Origin of the sequence: Nocardia sp. NPDC060255, from assembly GCF_042727395.1 — a bacterium.
GTDB lineage: Bacteria > Actinomycetota > Actinomycetes > Mycobacteriales > Mycobacteriaceae > Nocardia.
Genome location: NZ_JBHXAU010000013.1, coordinates 56,039 through 70,272 on the forward strand (window position 1 = coordinate 56,039; position 14,234 = coordinate 70,272).

Below are 14,234 nucleotides of genomic sequence, written 5' to 3' on the forward strand. Positions count from 1 at the left end.
AGCAGTACGCTTGTCTTGTTTGCACCACACGTCTCGCGGACAACGCGGGGCATATACGTTGTCTGTTGGAACAGCTGGGGTCCGCTCACAAGCGTGTTCACCTGGCCGTGCAATGAGGGCACCATCCTAGGAGGACACGAAGATCCATGTCCAAAATCAAGGTTGAAGGTACCGTCGTCGAACTCGACGGCGACGAGATGACCCGGATCATCTGGCAGTTCATCAAGGACAAGCTGATCCACCCGTATCTCGATGTGAATCTCGAGTACTACGACCTGGGCATCGAGTACCGGGATAAGACGGACGACCAGGTCACCGTCGACGCGGCAGAGGCGATCAAGCGCCACGGCGTCGGCGTCAAGTGCGCCACCATCACGCCGGACGAGGCGCGCGTCGAGGAATTCGGCCTGAAGAAGATGTGGCGGTCGCCCAACGGCACCATCCGCAACATTCTCGGCGGCACCATTTTCCGTGCGCCGATCATCATCTCCAACGTTCCGCGCCTGGTGCCCGGCTGGACCAAGCCGATCATCATCGGCCGCCACGCGTTCGGCGACCAGTACCGCGCCACCGATTTCAAGGTGTATCAGGCCGGTTCGGTCACCATCACCTTCACGCCCGAGGACGGCAGCGAGCCGATCCAGCACGAGGTCGTGAAGATGCCCGAGGACGGCGGCGTCGTCATGGGCATGTACAACTTCAAGGCTTCGATCATCGATTTCGCGCGGGCCTCGTTCAATTACGGCCTGCAGCAGAACTACCCGGTGTATCTCTCCACCAAGAACACCATCCTCAAGGCGTACGACGGCATGTTCAAGGACACGTTCCAGGACGTGTTCGATGCCGAGTTCAAGACCCAGTTCGACGCGGCGGGCCTCACCTACGAGCACCGCCTGATCGACGACATGGTCGCCTCCTCCATGAAGTGGGAGGGCGGTTACGTCTGGGCCTGCAAGAACTACGACGGTGACGTGCAGTCCGACACCGTGGCGCAGGGCTTCGGCTCGCTCGGCCTGATGACGTCGGTGCTGCTGACCCCGGACGGCAAGACCTGTGAGGCGGAGGCCGCGCACGGCACCGTCACCCGGCACTACCGCCAGCACCAGCAGGGCAAGCCGACCTCCACCAACCCGATCGCGTCGATCTTCGCCTGGACGCGCGGGCTCGAGCACCGCGGCAAGCTCGACAACACCCCCGAGGTGATCGGCTTCGCGCAGACCCTCGAGGATGTCGTCATCAAGACCGTCGAAGGCGGTCAGATGACCAAGGACCTCGCGTCGCTGGTCGGTGGCGACCAGGGTTACCTGAGCACCGAGGAGTTCCTCGGCGCGCTCGACGCCAACCTGGCCCGCGCACTGCGCTGACCAGGAAATACCCGGCGCTGGAAGCGAATCCGGCGCCGGGTGATGAACCTTACGGGCACCCGCACCACACGGTGGTACGGGTGCCCGGACTGTTTCCGGGGACGGACAAGGTCCGTAGAGCAGTCGAATGGCTCGACGCCGGAAGCGAATCCGAGGCGGGGATGACGCTGACCACATCGGGTCGGCCGACTGCCCGGGCTGCGGTTGTTTCCGAATGGAATTTGCCAGGTGATGGGGCGCGGCGTGTCCCTATTGCACGTTTTTACATGCTGACCTGCACGTTTTCTTGATTGTTAGCGTGTCTCAACTCACGTTTACTTGGGAAGCGAAACCGCCTGCTGAGGCGTTTCATGGATACGTGACCACACCCCTCGCCACCCAGGCCCCCGCACGCCCCGAGCCTGCGCGGACGACTTGGCATGTGCCTGCCATGCTCGCGCTGGCGCTCGGCGGGTTCGGTATCGGCACAACAGAATTCGTCACCATGGGTTTGCTGCCGGACATCGCGCGCGCCATGGGTGTCTCCGAGCCGACCGCGGGACACGCGGTGTCGGCCTATGCGCTGGGCGTGGTGATCGGCGCGCCGCTGATCGCCGCCCTGTGCGCGCGGGTTTCCCGCAAGAAGTTGCTCATCGCGTTGATGGCGGCGTTCACGCTGGGCAATGTGGCGACCGTGGTCGCGCCGACCTTCCACACCCTGGTGCTCGCCCGATTCGTCTCCGGCCTGCCACACGGCGCGTACTTCGGTGTCGCGTCGCTCGCCGCCGCCACGCTGGCCCCGGTGGGTCAGCGCGCAAAGGCGGTTGCCGCGGTTATGCTCGGGTTGAGCGCCGCCAATGTTGTCGGCGTTCCCGCAGCCACCTGGCTCGGCCAGCATCTCGGCTGGCGCGACGCCTACGTGGTGGTCGCGGTGATCGGGCTGGCGACGGTAGCCGCCCTGATCAGGTACGTGCCGGAGCTCACCGGCATCACCATGACCAACCCCGTGACCGAACTCGGCGCGCTGCGCCGTCCCCAGGTGCTGCTGACCCTGCTGGTCGGCGCGATCGGCTTCGGCGGCATGTTCGCCGTCTACACCTACATCACCACCACCCTCACCAGCGTCGCTGGGATGTCGGCCGGGCTGGTGCCGATCGTGCTGATGCTGTTCGGTGTCGGCATGGTGGTCGGCAACATCGTCGGCGGCGTGCTCGCTGACAAGGGTGTCGATCGGGCGATCTACGCCTCGATGATCGGCATGGCCGTCATTCTCGCCGTATTCGTTGTGGCGGCACACAATCCGTACACCGCCGCGATCGGCGCGTTCCTGGTCGGCGCGACCGGTGCCTCGCTGGCGCCCGGACTGCAGACTCGGCTGATGGACGTGGCGCACGAGGCGCAGACCCTGGCCGCCGCGTTGAACCACGCCGCACTGAACATCGCCAACGCCGCGGGTGCGTGGCTCGGCGGCGCCGTGATCGCGGCCGGGCTCGGCTACACCGCGCCCGCCATGGTCGGGGCCGGTCTCGCCGTGGTCGGCGTGCTGCTGTTCGCGATCACCATCTACGCGGCCCGTCGCGATGCCCGCCTGGTCGCGGCGGCGGCGCTGGTGGCCTGACGCCGCGCTTCATCTGAACATACAGAGCTGTATGTAAGTGTAGAATCGCCGGATGGCCAGGATCGAAGTCGCGAAACCGCAGCGCCGCACCCAGGAGCAACGCAGCACCGAGATGCGCACCCGGCTGCTCGACGCGACCATCGACTGTCTGGTCGAATACGGCTACGCGGGCACCACCACGCCGCGGGTCGCCGAACGCGCCGGGGTCACTCGCGGCGCGCAGGTGCACCACTTCGGTTCCAAGACCGACCTGGTGGTCGCCGCGATCAGCCACCTGGCGCAACTGCGCGCCGAGACCGCGATGCGGGAGATGGCCAAGGTCGAACGCGGCAACGACCCCGTCGCCGCCGCGCTCGACTTCCTGTGGGAACTGCACCAGGGCCCGCTGTTCATCGCGACCGTCGAACTGTGGGTGGCAGGCCGCACCGATCCGGTGCTGGCCGCCGCGATGGAGAAGGTCGAGCCGTTCGTCAACAACGCCGTCTTGATGGCGGTCGCCCGCTTCGTCCCCGACGAGATCCGCCGCAAAGAGGCCCGCGACTTCATCTACACCGCGATGGACGCCCTGCGCGGCATCCTGGTCTCCAACTTCGTCGACCCGGACAACGAACGCGCCCAACGTCGTTGGCGCCGCGCCACCGCCCACCTGCGCAACATCGCCGACGCCGCACTGGCCGACGTGCGCGCGGCCGATTGACCGCTCGGGGTCACTGCTGCTGAGGAAGCAGGTGCTGGCCTGCTTTGTCGGTGGAGAGGGCGAGCGAGCTGATGTACTGGATCTCGCCTTCGGGGCCGGGGACGGCCGAGGCGATCATGTCGGGGCGCTCGAATTCCAGTCCGGTCACGTGGCAGGTCAGCGTCTCGCCGGACGGGTTGCCGTGCTCGTCGAACATCGGCAGGTCGATGCCGTCGTCGCCGCGCCGCAGGTAGTACTTGCCCTTGGTGGCGATCGCGGTGAGCGGGGTGGCGACGAACGCGACCACCAGCGCGACGATGGGGGAGTACGGCTTCAGCAGGTCACCGAAGACGCCGAAGAACGTCATGATCGACAGCACCGCCGAGAGCCCGAACCCGACCAGCCCGACCGGGTTGAAGTCGTAGAGCATGCCGCGGCGGAACTCCGGCCGCTTCGGCGAGATCTTCAGCAGGTACTTGTTGACCGCGATATCCGTTGCGACGGTGACGATCCAGGCGATGCCGCAGTTGGCGTAGAAGCCGAGGATGTTGTTGAGGAAGTCGAACATGTTGGCTTCCATCAGGATCAGCGCGATCACCAGGTTCACCGCAAGGAAGATCAGCCGACCCGGGTAGGACTTGGTAACTCGGGTGTAGGAGTTGGTCCAGGCCAGCGATCCCGAATACGCGTTGGTGACATTGATTTTGATCTGACTGATCACCACGAGCACCACGGCCAGCGTCATGGCCAGCCAGCCGGGCACCATGTCGCGGTAGATCTCCAGGAACTGGTGCACCGGCTGGTTCGCGATGCCCTGTGCGGCAGGCAGATTCGCGATCAGATATACCGCGAGGAACAGCCCGACCACCTGCTTGAGCGCGCCGAAAACCACCCAGCCCGGTCCGGCCAGCAGCATCCAGCCCCACCACTTACGCGCGTTCTCCGGCGTGCGCGGCGGCATGAAGCGCAGGTAGTCGATCTGCTCGGCGATCTGCGCGATCAACGAAAGACATACACCCGCGGCCAGTAGCGTGCCGGAAAGGCTTACCCCGGAACCGTTCTCGCCGCCGTAGGCGAAGAAGGACGACACCGAATCCGGGTGCCGCACCAGCAGGAAGCCGAACGGCAGCACCATCAGCAACAGCCACAGCGGAGTCGTCCAGACCTGCAGTTTGGCCAGCGTGTTCATCCCGTAGATGACCAGCGGGAAGATGAGCAGCGTCGAGGCCAGGTAGCCGAGCCAAAGCGGAACGCCCAGACCGAGTTCCAGCCCCTGGGCCATGATCGACCCTTCGAGCGCGAAGAAAATAAAGGTGAACGACGCGAATACGACGTTGGTGAGCACCGAGCCGTAATAGCCGAATCCGCTACCGCGCGTGATCAAGTCGAGATCGAGGTTGTAGCGCGCCGCGTAATAGGCGAGCGGAAATCCGGTCACCATGATGACGATCGCGAAGAAGCCGATGCCGAGCAGCGCGTTCCCGGTGCCGTGCGCGATGCCGATATTCGCGCCGATGGCGAAGTCGGCCAGGTAGGCGATGCCGCCGAGGGCGGAGATCCCGACGACGGCCGGGCTCCATTTCCGGTAGCTCCGTGGTGCGAATCGCAGTGTGTAGTCCTCGAGGGTTTCCTTTGCTGCGGCGATACCGTCGGAATTCGACGACCGGGTATCGAGCTCGACCACGTTTTACTCCTCATCCCCGCACCGATAACTGCAACCATTCGACGGTCGTACACGGTTGTGGACGGGGAATTTCCGAACGATTACGCGGCTGTTACGGCATCGAGAGTGGTGAGTCACGTCACAGCAACGGGTTCAGCGCCGTGCCCTGGCTCAGTAACTCGCTGCGTACCAGCAGGTGCTGGCGATACATACACTTCCCGCTGTATGTCTCGACCGAGTGCTACCACCTGGCTATTCGATAGATGAGACCTCTGGTAACGGTGACAGTCTTGCGTACTTACATACATCTCTGTATGTTTGTTTTGACTGGGTCCGGACGGATCGGTTCACCGCTGCCCGCTTGCGGACGGCACGGGCACAACCTGAGGAGTTCGATGGCGAACAAGGTCTACGTCGTCGGCGTCGGCATGACGAAGTTCGAAAAGCCGGGCCGCCGCAAGAACGAAGACGGCACCGATTGGGATTACCCCGATATGGCGCGGGAGTCCGGGACCAAGGCGCTCGCCGACGCCGGCATCGCCTACGACCTGGTCGAGCAGGCCTACGTCGGTTACGTCTACGGCGAGTCCACCTCCGGCCAGCGCGCGGTCTACGAGCTGGGCATGACCGGCATCCCGGTGGTCAACGTCAACAACAACTGTTCCACCGGCTCGACCGCGCTTTACCTTGCGGCACAGTCGATTCGGGGCGGCCTCGCCGAATGCACGCTGGCGCTCGGCTTCGAGAAGATGCAGCCCGGCTCGCTCGGTTCGACCTGGGACGACCGCGAGCAGCCGATGGCCAGGCACATCATGGCGCTCGCCGAGATCTCCGAGGTGCTGTTCCCGGTGGCGCCGTGGATGTTCGGCGCGGCCGGTCGCGAGCACATGAAGCAGTACGGCACCACCGCCGAACACTTCGCCAAGATCGGCTACAAGAACCACAAGCACTCGGTGAACAACCCGTATTCGCAGTTCCAGGACGAGTATTCGATGGACGACATCCTCGGCTCGCGGATGATCTACGACCCGCTCACCAAGCTGCAGTGCTCGCCGACCTCCGACGGCTCCGGCGCGGTCATCCTGGCCAGCGAGGCGTTCGTGGACAAGCACAACCTGGCCGCGCAGGCGGTGGAGATCGTCGGTCAGGCCATGACCACCGACTACAAGTCGACCTTCGACGAGACCGCCAAGAACCTCGTCGGCTACGACATGACCGTGCAGGCGGCGCGCAAGGTCTACGAGCAGGCCGGGCTCGGCGCCGAGGACTTCCAGGTCATCGAGCTGCACGACTGCTTCTCGGCGAACGAGCTGCTGACCTACGAGGCGCTCGGTCTGTGCGGCGAGGGCGAGGCCGGAAAACTGATCGACGACAACCTGACCACCTACGGCGGCAAGTGGGTGGTGAACCCCTCCGGCGGCCTGATCTCCAAGGGACATCCGCTCGGCGCAACGGGTTTGGCGCAGTGCTCCGAGCTCACCTGGCAGCTGCGCGGCACCGCCGACAAACGTCAGGTCGACAACGTCACCGCCTGCCTGCAGCACAACATCGGCCTCGGCGGTGCCGCGGTCGTGACCGCCTACCGGCGCGCGGAGCGCTGAACTCCAGCAGCGACATTCACCTAAGCGCTGACTGCTGAACTCGCACAAAGAAACTCGACGAGGAGCCAACTCATGGGACACATCGAAGCCACCAAAGACGTCAACGCCACCCCCGAGGCACTCTGGACGGTCGTCTCCGACCCGAACACCTGGGACAAATGGTTCACCATCCACGAGCGTTTCATGGAGGAGCCGCCCGCCGTGCTGACCGAGGGCGCGAAGCTGGTCGCCAAGATCGTCATGCTCGGCATGGCGAACAAGCTGGAATGGACCGTGGTTTCGGTGCAGCAGCCGAGCAAGCTCACCCTCGGCGGCACCGGCATGGCCGGCGTGAAGACCGAATTCACCTTCGACATCCAGCCCAAGGGCGACGGCGGCAGCACCATCCTGGTCTCCGGTGATTTCGAGGGCGCGCTGATCAAGGGTGCGCTCGGCAAGGCGGTCGAGAAGGACGGTCTCAAGCAGCTGGACAAGTCCCTCGAGCAGCTCGACGCGCTGGCTTCGGCATGACCTCGGAAACGACCACCGCACGGCTGGTCGAGTTCGACGACGCCGGTCTCGAAACCTGGTGTGACGACGAACGTTTCGAGGTGACCGGGGAGCGGATCGGCGAATATGCCGCCGCCACCAATGATCCGATCGAGGCGCATCTCGCCGGCAAGGTCGCCTCGCCGGTCTTCGCGATCGTCCCCGTCTTCGAGGCGATGATGATGCCGGTGATCGAGGTCGCGCCGATGGACATCTTCGGCCGGGTCGTGCACGGCGAGCAGGACTTCCACTTCCACCGCGCCATCCAGCCGGGCGACCAGCTGGTCTCGCGCGCCAAGGCGACCGGTTACACCAGCAGGCCCAACGGCACGGCCATCACCATCCTCATCGAATGCCGCACCGAGGCAGGGGAACTGGTCAACGAGCAGTACCTGACCGCCTTCTTCCGCAATATCGACGCGGGCAAGACGGTCGGTGCCGCGGCGCCTGCACACAAGTTCGACGAGGACCTGCGGGCGCAGCAGTCGGTGGCGGTGGTGCCGCAGCACGTCGACGACGACCAAACCTTCCGCTACTCACCGGCTTCCGGCGATCCGGTGCCGCTGCACCTGGACGATCAGGTGGCCAAGGACGCCGGGCTGCCCGGCATCATCGCGCACGGGCTGTGCACGATGGCGTTCGCGTCCTGGGCGGTGCTGACCGAGGTCGGCGGGTCGGATGTCTACCGGCTCAAGCGATTCGCGGTGCGCTTCGCCAAGATGGTGTTCCCCGGAGACGATCTGGAGACCCGCATCTGGAAGGTCGGCTCCGCCGACGGCGTCACCACCTACGCCTTCGAGACCGTGCGCGGCGAGGACGTGGTCCTCAGCGACGGACTCGCCGAGATCGCGGATTGACGCCCTCGCCGGGCCGGTTCCGCCGTCCCGGCGAAAGTCATTGCCCGGTCGCACTATTCAGCACAGACCTGGAGAAAGAGGAGACATCGATGGGTGCACTCGAAGGCCGAGTAGCCGTCATCACCGGCGCCGGTCGCGGCATCGGCCGCGAGCACGCCTTGCTGTTCGCGCGCGAGGGCGCGGCCGTGGTCGTCAACGACCTCGGCGGCAGCAACGAGGGGGAGGGAACCGACAACACGCCGGCGCAAGAGGTCGCCGACGAGATCATCGCCGCGGGCGGCAAGGCGATCGCCAACACCGCCAACATCGCCACCTGGGACGGCGCGAAGAACGTCATCGACCAGGCGGTCGCCGAACTCGGCGGCCTCGACATTGTGGTGAACAACGCGGGCATCCTGCGCGACGCGTTCATCGCGGGCCTGGACGAGGCGCAGTGGGACGCGGTGATCGCCGTGCACCTCAAGGGCCATGCCGCCGTGCTGCACCACGCGGCCGCCTACTGGAAAGACCAGAGCAAGGCGGGCAATCAGCCGAACGCTGCGGTGATCAACACCGCGTCCGCCTCCGGCACCACGGTGCCGAACGCGGGCCAGGCCAACTATGGCGCGGCCAAGGCGGGGATTGCCGCGCTCACCCTGGTCGCGGCCGACGAACTGGCCCGCTACGGCGTGCGCGTCAACGCCATCGCGCCGATCGCGCGCACCCGGCTCACCCTGGCCACGCCCGGTATGGGCGCCATGATGGCGGCCGAAGCCGACGAGGTGGAAGACGGCGAATTCGACGCCTTCAGCCCGGCCAACATCTCGCCGCTGGTGGCCTACCTCGCCTCGGACAAGTGCCCGATCACCGGCAAGGTGTTCGCGGTGCAGGGCGGTGCCATCTCCGAGCTGGCCGGTTGGCACGATGTGAAGACGATCGAGACCGAGGGACCGTGGCTGATCGACGACATCTCCGCTCGGCTGCCCTGAGCTCGCCGGAACGATAAGGAGAACAACGATGTTCGAATGGTCCGAGACCGATGTCTTGATCCGCGATGCCGTGCGGACGTTCATCGACAAGGAGATCCGGTCCAACCTGGACGCGCTGGACAGCGGTGAACTGTCGCCGTATCCGATCATCCGGAAGCTGTTCAGCGAGTTCGGGATCGACGCCATGGGCGGCGAAGCGGTGGAGAAGCTGCTCGGCAAGCAGCGCGCCAAGGAGGCGGCTATCGCCGCGGGCGAGCCGCTGCCGGAGAAGAAGAAGGAAAAGTCCTCCGGCGGCAGCCCGTTTGCCGGTCAGGAATCGCTGATGGCGGTGGTGATCGGCGAACTGTCCGGTGTCTGTATGGGTTTGGTCACCGCGATGGGCGTCAGCATCGGTCTCGGTGCGACCACCATCATGTCGCGCGGCACGCTGGCCCAGAAGGAGCGTTGGCTCGCCGACATCGTGACCATGAAAAAGGTTGCGGCGTGGGCGATCACCGAGCCCGACTCGGGATCCGACGCGTTCGGCGGCATGAAAACCTACGTCCGGCGCGACGGGGACGACTACCTGCTCAACGGCCAGAAGACCTTCATCACCAACGGCCCGTTCGCCGACGTGATGATCGTCTACGCCAAGCTCGACGAGGGCGACGGCGGCGACAAGCGTGAGCGCAAGGTGCTCACCTTCGTCCTGGACAAGGGCATGGAGGGGCTCACCCAGGGCAAGCCGTTCAAGAAGATGGGCCTGCACGCCTCGCCCACCGGGGAACTGTTCTTCGACAACGTCCGCCTCGGCAAGGACCGTCTGCTCGGCGAGACCGAGGAGCACAAGGGCGGCGACGGCCGGGAGAGCGCGCGGTCCAGCTTCACCGCCGAGCGCGTCGGTGTGGCCTTCATGGCGTTGGGCATCATCAACGAATGTCACCGGCTCTGCCTGGATTACGCGAAGAACCGCAAGCTCTGGGGCCAGGAGATCGGTCGTTTCCAGCTCGTCCAGCTCAAGCTGGCCAAGATGGAGATCGCCCGGATCAACGTGCAGAACATGGTGTTCAACACGTTGGAGCGGGGTCGCGCGGGCAAGCCGCCGACGCTCGCCGAGGCCTCGGCGATGAAGCTCTACGCGTCCGAGGCGGCCACCGAGGTCGCCATGGAGGCGGTGCAGCTGTTCGGCGGCAACGGTTACATGACCGAGTACCGCGTGGAACAGCTTGCGCGCGATGCCAAGTCGCTGATGATCTACGCGGGCAGCAACGAGATCCAGGTGACGCACATCGCCAAGGGTCTGCTGGCATAACAGTTCTCGGGATCCCGGGTGCGCTACAACGGCGTGCGCACTCGGGATTCCGTGTCCCGCCATCGAAACGCCGCTGGTCCCGCGCACCGTGCTGGTGCGAGCTCGTAAAGGAGCAACCGGCCGATGATCACCGAAACCACCGCGCGCTACAACGACGTCAACACCCGAGTCCTCGCCGTCGCGGGCACCGGCACCCCGATCCTGCTGCTGCATGGTTACGCCGACAGTGCGGACACTTGGTGCGGCGTTCTCACCGCACTGCAAGCCGGCCGGCCGTGCGGCCTTCGCGGTCGACCTCCCCGGCTTCGGTCTGGCGGATCCGCGCGAGCCGGGTCCGCTGACCCCGCAGTTCGACAGTTTCGTCGACGCGATCATCGCCGAGCACGGTCCGCTGACCCTCGTCGGCAACTCGCTCGGCGCCGCCACCGCGCTGCACGCTGCCGCCCGGCACCCGGACGAGGTCACCGCCGTGGTCTCCCTCGACGAGCCACTCTTGGCCCGGCACTGGCTCGCCCGCGTCGGCAGGCTCCGTGAATACCGATTGTTCTTCCGCCTGGTAAGCCTCCTGCCCATCCCGGCCGCACTGGTGCGCTGGGGGTCCGGCGTGCGGTCGCACTGTTCGTCTACGGTCCCGGCGTTGTCGCCGACCCCGAATTCCTCACCACCGCGGTACGTTCGGTGCCCGACATGGCCGCCGTCGCCGCGCGCGGCCAGGACGCCACGCAGGCAGGCGTCGCGTCCTGAGCGGTGTTCAAAGCCCAGGTGGTGGTAACCGAGTGGGGTTGTCGCCGTTGATGATCTGCCGCATCCGGTGTTCGATGTGTCCTTTCCATTCCGGGTGCGTCAGCACATAGAAACGCTCCTCGTGAATTGCCTGCACCACCTGCTCGCCGATAACGCGCGGACTTGTGCCGAGCGCGAATGCCTTCCGGGCGGTGTCGGCATTCCAGCTGACCGGACGCGGGCCGACCTCGGCAAACCGCTTCGGCCGATTGCGTTCGGAATCAAAGATATTCGTGTCGACCACCCCCGGGATCAGCACGGATACCCGAGGCTTGAAACCGTCGTCGACGAGCTCGAGATAAACGGTCTCCGACAACGCGAGCACCGCCGACTTCGTCGCACCGTACAGCGACGACCCGCCGACCACCGCGGCAAGCGACGCGGTATTGACGATATGCGCGTCCGCACCCTGTTCGATCATGATCGGCAGAAAGATGCTGTGCCCGTGCACCACACCCATCAGATTGACACCGAGAATCCACTCCCAGTCATCGAGCGTGCTGTCCCAGGACGGCCTGCTACCGGAATAGACCCCCGCGTTATTGCACAGAACATGCACGGCCCCATACTTTTCCAGGGTTGCCTCGGCCAACGTCGTCACATCGTCCGGCGCGGAAACATCCGCCACCACGGCATGTACATCTGCTCCCGCGGTGCGCAACTCGGCCGTGGTCGAATGCAGCGCGGCCACTTCCACATCACTCAACACCACCCGCATCCCCGCATTAAGAAATGCCTCGGCCATACCTCGCCCGATTCCACTGGCTGCCCCCGTGACAACAGCGACTTTGCCCACCAGATCATCCATTCGCCCTCCACCCTGTGCCTGTGACCAAGAACCGTCCACAGAGTAGGAGCCCGATGCCCGCAATACATCGCCCCGCAGGCCGATGTATTGCGGGTGTCGCGCAGGCTAAAATGAAGCGGGAACAGAAAGTTTCCCGCGCCCCGAATGTCGGCTAGCCCTCATCCTCGAGCGACGCAGCCTGCTGCTTCCGCAGCAGATCGACCACAACATCCAACGTCTGCGAGTTCTGCCGAACCGCCGCCGCTACCTGATCCACCTGCTCCGTCAGGTAATCCACTCGGCCCGTGAGGTTATCGACGCGTCCGGTCAGGTTCTCGACTTGTCCGGTCAGATGATCGACGCGTCCGGTCAGGCTCTCGACCTGTCCGGTCAGATGATCGACGCGTCCGGTCAGGTCATCGACGCGTCCGGTCAGGTTCTCGACGCGCCCGGTCAGTTGGTTCAAATCTCCGGTCAGGTCGTCCACCTGTCCGGTCAGATCGTTCACGCGTCGTACGAGCCCGTCTACGTGTCCGGGCAGCGGTGCGAGCCGATCTACTTGCTCGGTCAGGTAGTTCACCTGGCCCGCGAGCTCGTCTACTCGTGCTGGCAGAGGCGCCAGATACCTCATCTGTTCTGTGAGCTCGTCCACTTGTGGTGTCAGCCGGCTCATTTGCTGTGCGAGCTCGTCTACTCGGGCTGGCAGTGGTGCCAGGTGGCTCATTTGCTCGGCGAGTTCGCCCACTCGTGGTGTCAGGCAGCTCATTTGCTGTGCGAGCTCGTCCACTCGGGCCGGCAGCTCTGCCAGGTGGTTCACCTGAATAGCCACCTCGCCGAGCGTTGATTCCACTCGGTCCAGGCGTTGCCCGTGTTGTCGTTGGAAGGCGAGGTGCACGCCGAACTGCCGACCCGACGTCCGTGACAGCCGCCGGAGTCTTAGGTCGATATCGCGAACCACGCTGTCGGTTTCCTTGGCCTCACGGTTCATCCTGCTGGTCAGGTCGTACAGGCCGTCGACGTCGCCGCGGAGTTGATGCACTGCGCGGTCGGTTTGTGTGCTCCCCATGCCTCGAACAGTAGGCGGGGGCGCGAACGAGATCGAGACCTTTCCTCGATCTGTGGATAACTTCCTGACCTGTGGAAATCCCGTGTCTCACACCGCACGAAGACGGTTGCGACTCGCGTACACGTGCTCGGCGATGAGGGTTGCGATCCGGTCCGGCGCCTCGAGCATCGGAACGTGCCCGACCCCGTGAACCACGATGCGGTCGGCCGACTCCGGGAGTTCCTTCAGGTATCGGCGCGCGTACACGCGGTTGGGGATGACGCGGTCGTATTCGGCGAGCAGCAACCGCACCGGCGTCGCCAACGTGGACAGGTCTTCCTGCCCGGGACCGCGGATGCTGCTGACGAGGAACGGCAGCATGGACGGGCAGTGCAGCGCGGCCATGATCGCGGCGGCTGTGTCGCGGCGAGCGACCGCGGACGCGTTCTTGCTGAGTGCCAGCAGGGCAAAGCGCTGTGCGATCGGGTTGTTGACCGCGAAACCGCCCAGCCGCTTACCGATTTCGACGATCGGCACCAGCGACAGGAACTTCAGGTTGATCCGCAGCTGCGTGAGTGACGGCGCGTGCCAGCCGCCCGCGGGGGCGACGAGGGTGAGCGTGCGGGCCCGGCCGCGCCGGGCGAGTTCGACACCGACCCAGCCGCCGAGCGAGTTGCCCGCGATGTGGCAGGTGCGCCAACCGAGTTCGTCGAGCTGATCCTCGATGCGATCGGCCAGCATGTGCACGTCGACCGACCAGCCGTCCACCAGCTCGCCACCCCAGTGCCCCGCGAAAGCGGGCGCGTACACCTCGCACTGGCTCGACAGCCGCGCGGCGGTCTGCTCCCAGCAGTGCGGCGACATCATGAAGCCGTGCAACAGGAGCAGCGGATCACCGGAGCCCATGTGCAATGCCTTGACAGCTTTGGGGAGTTCCGGCTTGTTCTTGACCGGCACCCGCGTGGCGCTGGTGGCGCGTTTCGCGGCGGCGGTGGACTTGGTGGTGTCAGACGGCATCGTCATCACCCTTTCCTGGACGGCGGTGTCCGAAGGAATTCATCTGACCAGCATTGT

General features: G+C 65.2%; 13 protein-coding genes. 9 read left to right on the forward strand and 4 right to left on the reverse strand.

Annotated features, from left to right (window positions below; translation table 11 throughout):
* The first annotated feature begins 146 nt into the window (after window positions 1-146).
* From ACFWF1_RS23525 to ACFWF1_RS23535, 3 genes are all read left to right on the forward strand, one after another.
* Window positions 147-1,364, forward strand: a complete 1,218-nt coding sequence (locus ACFWF1_RS23525; RefSeq protein ID WP_379286579.1) for an NADP-dependent isocitrate dehydrogenase — start codon at window positions 147-149, stop codon at window positions 1,362-1,364.
* Between the two features lie 430 nt (window positions 1,365-1,794).
* Window positions 1,795-2,961 carry an MFS transporter gene (locus tag ACFWF1_RS23530; RefSeq protein ID WP_379286622.1) on the forward strand — a complete coding sequence of 389 codons (1,167 nt, stop codon included), beginning with the start codon at window positions 1,795-1,797 and terminating at the stop codon, window positions 2,959-2,961.
* A gap of 52 nt (window positions 2,962-3,013) precedes the next feature.
* Window positions 3,014-3,658, forward strand: a complete 645-nt coding sequence (locus ACFWF1_RS23535; RefSeq protein ID WP_379286577.1) for a TetR/AcrR family transcriptional regulator — start codon at window positions 3,014-3,016, stop codon at window positions 3,656-3,658.
* A gap of 10 nt (window positions 3,659-3,668) precedes the next feature.
* On the opposite strand, the gene ACFWF1_RS23540 is transcribed toward ACFWF1_RS23535, so the two are convergent.
* Complete coding sequence (locus ACFWF1_RS23540; RefSeq protein WP_379286575.1) at window positions 3,669-5,321, reverse strand: purine-cytosine permease family protein; 1,653 nt, start codon at window positions 5,319-5,321, stop codon at window positions 3,669-3,671.
* A gap of 374 nt (window positions 5,322-5,695) precedes the next feature.
* Here ACFWF1_RS23540 and ACFWF1_RS23545 point away from each other — a divergent pair, with 374 nt between their 5' ends.
* The 6 genes from ACFWF1_RS23545 (at window position 5,696) to ACFWF1_RS23570 (ending at window position 11,317) form a co-directional block, all read left to right on the forward strand.
* The gene (locus ACFWF1_RS23545; RefSeq protein WP_379286573.1) at window positions 5,696-6,901 is read left to right on the forward strand and encodes a lipid-transfer protein; all 1,206 of its coding nucleotides are present in this window, start codon (window positions 5,696-5,698) and stop codon (window positions 6,899-6,901) included.
* A gap of 72 nt (window positions 6,902-6,973) precedes the next feature.
* The gene (locus tag ACFWF1_RS23550; protein WP_379286572.1) at window positions 6,974-7,411 is read left to right on the forward strand and encodes an SRPBCC family protein; all 438 of its coding nucleotides are present in this window, start codon (window positions 6,974-6,976) and stop codon (window positions 7,409-7,411) included.
* Entirely contained in the window at window positions 7,408-8,286 is an 879-nt protein-coding gene (locus ACFWF1_RS23555) for a MaoC/PaaZ C-terminal domain-containing protein (RefSeq protein ID WP_379286570.1), read from the forward strand. Before ACFWF1_RS23550 ends, ACFWF1_RS23555 begins: the two co-directional genes overlap by 4 nt.
* An 89-nt stretch (window positions 8,287-8,375) precedes the next feature.
* Complete coding sequence (locus ACFWF1_RS23560) at window positions 8,376-9,254, forward strand: SDR family oxidoreductase (RefSeq protein ID WP_357386480.1); 879 nt, start codon at window positions 8,376-8,378, stop codon at window positions 9,252-9,254.
* Between the two features lie 28 nt (window positions 9,255-9,282).
* Window positions 9,283-10,545 (forward strand): acyl-CoA dehydrogenase family protein, encoded by a 1,263-nt coding sequence (locus ACFWF1_RS23565; RefSeq protein WP_379286567.1) that lies wholly within the window; start codon window positions 9,283-9,285, stop codon window positions 10,543-10,545.
* A gap of 211 nt (window positions 10,546-10,756) precedes the next feature.
* Window positions 10,757-11,317: an alpha/beta fold hydrolase gene (locus ACFWF1_RS23570; protein ID WP_379286566.1), complete on the forward strand. Its 561-nt coding sequence runs from the start codon at window positions 10,757-10,759 to the stop codon at window positions 11,315-11,317.
* Here the strand turns inward: ACFWF1_RS23570 and ACFWF1_RS23575 are convergent.
* The 3 genes from ACFWF1_RS23575 to ACFWF1_RS23585 form a co-directional block, all read right to left on the reverse strand.
* Window positions 11,297-12,199 carry an SDR family NAD(P)-dependent oxidoreductase gene (locus ACFWF1_RS23575; protein ID WP_379322211.1) on the reverse strand — a complete coding sequence of 301 codons (903 nt, stop codon included), beginning with the start codon at window positions 12,197-12,199 and terminating at the stop codon, window positions 11,297-11,299. The genes ACFWF1_RS23570 and ACFWF1_RS23575 overlap by 21 nt on opposite strands.
* Window positions 12,200-12,287: 88 nt before the next feature.
* On the reverse strand, window positions 12,288-13,181 hold the full coding sequence (locus tag ACFWF1_RS23580; protein WP_379286562.1) for a hypothetical protein: 894 nt from the start codon (window positions 13,179-13,181) through the stop codon (window positions 12,288-12,290).
* An 87-nt stretch (window positions 13,182-13,268) separates the two neighbouring features.
* Complete coding sequence (locus ACFWF1_RS23585) at window positions 13,269-14,183, reverse strand: alpha/beta fold hydrolase (RefSeq protein WP_379286560.1); 915 nt, start codon at window positions 14,181-14,183, stop codon at window positions 13,269-13,271.
* Window positions 14,184-14,234: the final 51 nt, after the last annotated feature.

What these genes read in the sequence shown, in the direction of transcription:
- ACFWF1_RS23525 (WP_379286579.1), top strand. Translation starts at nt 147, where the DNA reads ATGTCCAAAATCAAGGTTGAAGGTACCGTCGTCGAACTCGACGGCGAC.
- ACFWF1_RS23530 (WP_379286622.1), top strand. Translation starts at nt 1,795, where the DNA reads ATGCTCGCGCTGGCGCTCGGCGGGTTCGGTATCGGCACAACAGAATTC.
- ACFWF1_RS23535 (WP_379286577.1), top strand. Translation starts at nt 3,014, where the DNA reads ATGGCCAGGATCGAAGTCGCGAAACCGCAGCGCCGCACCCAGGAGCAA.
- ACFWF1_RS23545 (WP_379286573.1), top strand. Translation starts at nt 5,696, where the DNA reads ATGGCGAACAAGGTCTACGTCGTCGGCGTCGGCATGACGAAGTTCGAA.
- ACFWF1_RS23550 (WP_379286572.1), top strand. Translation starts at nt 6,974, where the DNA reads ATGGGACACATCGAAGCCACCAAAGACGTCAACGCCACCCCCGAGGCA.
- ACFWF1_RS23555 (WP_379286570.1), top strand. Translation starts at nt 7,408, where the DNA reads ATGACCTCGGAAACGACCACCGCACGGCTGGTCGAGTTCGACGACGCC.
- ACFWF1_RS23560 (WP_357386480.1), top strand. Translation starts at nt 8,376, where the DNA reads ATGGGTGCACTCGAAGGCCGAGTAGCCGTCATCACCGGCGCCGGTCGC.
- ACFWF1_RS23565 (WP_379286567.1), top strand. Translation starts at nt 9,283, where the DNA reads ATGTTCGAATGGTCCGAGACCGATGTCTTGATCCGCGATGCCGTGCGG.
- ACFWF1_RS23570 (WP_379286566.1), top strand. Translation starts at nt 10,757, where the DNA reads ATGGTTACGCCGACAGTGCGGACACTTGGTGCGGCGTTCTCACCGCAC.
- ACFWF1_RS23580 (WP_379286562.1), bottom strand. Translation starts at nt 13,181, where the DNA reads ATGGGGAGCACACAAACCGACCGCGCAGTGCATCAACTCCGCGGCGAC.
- ACFWF1_RS23585 (WP_379286560.1), bottom strand. Translation starts at nt 14,183, where the DNA reads ATGACGATGCCGTCTGACACCACCAAGTCCACCGCCGCCGCGAAACGC.